This is a genomic window from Okeania sp. SIO2B9, from assembly GCF_010672505.1.
GTDB lineage: Bacteria > Cyanobacteriota > Cyanobacteriia > Cyanobacteriales > Microcoleaceae > Okeania > Okeania hirsuta.
The window spans coordinates 1-3171 of sequence record NZ_JAAHGK010000914.1; the positions used below are offsets into that span (position 1 = coordinate 1).

Consider the following 3171-nt stretch of genomic DNA (forward strand, 5'->3'; position numbering starts at 1 on the left):
ACGCAAATTCACCTTGAAAGCGCCATATGTAGGGGCGAATGCCATTCGCCCTTACATATGGCGCTTTCAAGGTGAATTTGCGTAAGTCCTGTCTCCTTCTTACTCCCTCTTCCTCCCTCCTGTCTCCTGACTCCTGTCTCCTGTCTCCTAAAAAAACTCCTGTCTCCTGACTCCTGTCTCCTGACTCCTAAAAAAACTCCTGTCTCCTGTCTCCTGTCTCCTTCTTAAAATATTATGGTTAGTTATAAATTAAGTGGTGGGGGTTTATCCGCTAATGACCCTACTTATGTAATGAGAAAACAAGATGCAGAATTATATGAAAAACTGCAAAGTGGAGAATATTGTTATGTGTTTAATGCTCGTCAAATGGGTAAATCTAGTTTGCGGGTAAAAGTGATGAAAAAATTACGGTCTCAAGGTTGTAAATGTGCGGCAATAGATATGAGTAGATTAGGTGATTTTTCTATTCAAAAACAATCTTGGTATGACGGTTTTTTAGAAGAACTATTTCGGGGATTTGGTTTGGCTTATAGTATTGATTATCAAAGCTGGATTGAAAGTTATCAAAGTTTTACAAATATCCAGCGTTTGGCTAGGTTTATTGAAGAAATTTTATTTGTGAATTTTTCCACTGAAAAAATCTATATTTTTCTGGATGAAATTGATTTACTGGTAAATTTACCCTTTAAAAATGAATTTTTAGCTTTTATTCGCTCTTGTTATAATCGCAGAGCTGAGGATGGAAATTCTGATTATCATCGGCTGATTTTTTGTTTTTTTGGAGTAGCAACTCCAGAGGATTTAATTAGAGATGGGAGACATACTCCTTTTAATATTGGTCATCCCATTGAATTAACAGCATTAAATTTTCAAGAAGGAAAAAATTTAACTCAGGGATTAATAGGAATAGTAGAAGAGCCGGAAATTGTTTTACGGCGAGTTTTTGATTGGACTGGAGGTCAACCATTTTTAACTCAGAAACTTTGTCAAATTATTGTCGATCATACAGATAGCACTGAGCCGGATATTGATAAGTTAGTAGAAGAACATATTTTGACATATTGGCAGGAAAAGGATTATCCTACTCATTTAACATATATTCGGCATCATTTACTTAGTCAAAATCAACTCACGCCTGAATTACTGAAACTATATAGAAAAATTCTGCTGCGGGGAGGAATTAAAACTGATGAAAGTCGAATACAAATGGTACTACGTTTGTCAGGAATAGTCATAAAAAAACAAGATAAATTAGTTGTTTTTAACAAAATTTATCGGACAATTTTTAATCTAAATTGGATTGAGGAACAGTTGGCAATTTTAGCAAAAGATCGGGATAAACAGACTCCTAAAAAAATGTGGATGCGTTTTGTTTATCCTAGTTTAATTTGGGGAGGAGTTATTAGTTTACTTGCTTTGGGATGGCGGCAACAAAAACTTGAATTACATGATTCCGATCGCTTGATGCAGAGTCAAATTCCCCTCACCGATCGCAAACCACCACCACCTAGGTTTGATGAACGAGGCGGTCGCAAACCACCACCACCCAGATTTGATGAACGAGGCGATCGGCGACCACCACCACCCAGGTTTGATGAACGAGGCGATCGACGACCATCACCCAGATTTGATCAACGAGGCGATCGACGACACCCGCCACATCATAAACCTGATGATGCTCTGAGCTTATTGCCACTGTCACAACCTGACAAACAACCTCCGCCACCCAGGTTTCGTAGACGAGGCGATCGCCGACGCTCATCACATCATAGATTTGCCGAGGGGAAAAATCTCAAAAAATTGGCACAATTCTACTCTCAAGAAGAGTACAAAGATGCAGAACCACTATTGCATAGTGCTTTAGCTATCAATGAGAAAGCTCTGGGTACAGACCATCCCGACATCGAAGATAGTCTCAACAACTTGGCAGCACTCTACTATTCCCAAGGAAAATATACAAAAGCGGAACCTATTTTGCAGCGTGTTTTAACTATCAATGAGAAAGCTTTGGGTACAGACCACCCTCATATTGTACACAGTCTGTACAATTTGGCACAAATCTACTCTGAGCAAGGAAGGTACGCAGAAGCAGAATTATTGTTGGAACGTGCTTTGACTATCAATGAAAAAACCTTTGGTGTAAAGCATCGTAATGTTGCACACAGTCTGAAGAATTTAGCAGATCTCTATTATGAGCAAGGAAAGTATAAAGAAGCTGAACTTTTTCAACAACGTGCTTTGGATATTAGGGAGCATTGACTTACAGCAGTTTTCTAGTGGATGAGGTACATCTTGGTAGTAGGGAGTAGGAAGTAAGGAGTAGGGGGAAATTTGATAGATTCTCAAGATAATTTATGAAGATCATTAATATTTACGTCTAATTAATGAAACCTGATATAAAAGTGAATAACGCAATGTGCGCCATTTGATATCAAATCTGTTTAATTAGGTATCAGGACTTACGCAAATTAACCTTTAAAACGCCATATATAGGGAGGGGCAAATGGCATTTGCGCTCCGCAAAGCTCCGAATGGCGCCATCACTCGATTTATAGCGTTGTGCGCAGGCAACAGGCAACAGGCAACAGGCAACAGGGGGAATAAAAAACCGATAATATCAGGCTTTTAGCTATTGGACAGTTACTGTAATTTGTAAATATGCCAGCGCACATTGCTATAGTGTCCGTGCGTAAGTCCTGGGTAAAAAAAAATGTTCCATCTGAGCGCCATTGGCAAATCTGTCTTTATCTTCCCATCTCCTCATATCAAATTTGGTTAAACAGTTATAGATTTGTTAACTCAGAAGGAGTCATACCATGTCCGGATAATTATAGTCATTCTGAATAAGACTGGAACACTTTTTTAGCTGAAACTCTTTCAAGGTAAGAAACCCTGGTCTCAATCTTAACTGGAATGACTATAGTGATGAAAACACTTTTTTCCCTATCTCCTGTATCCTATCTCCTATCTCCTTTATCCTATCTCTTGCCTAATTATTTAACTATTCAACCGGACATGATATCAGTCCTCAGTCCTCAGGAGGAAAAAGAATCACAAAGGTTTAGTAGTTATGAGGATTGGAGAATTTTTTTATGTCCAATTCCCTCGGATTTGATATCATCTCCCCATCTCCCCATCTCCCCACACTCCCTACACCTGCCACACTGCACA

The 3171-nt window shown here is 38.9% G+C and carries 1 protein-coding gene; it reads left to right on the top strand.

Annotation, left to right across the window (positions count from 1 at the left end; genetic code table 11):
- Positions 1-234 precede the first annotated feature (234 nt).
- The gene (locus F6K13_RS25370; protein WP_124155045.1) at positions 235-2259 is read left to right on the top strand and encodes a tetratricopeptide repeat protein; all 2025 of its coding nucleotides are present in this window, start codon (positions 235-237) and stop codon (positions 2257-2259) included.
- The last annotated feature ends 912 nt before the right edge of the window (positions 2260-3171 follow it).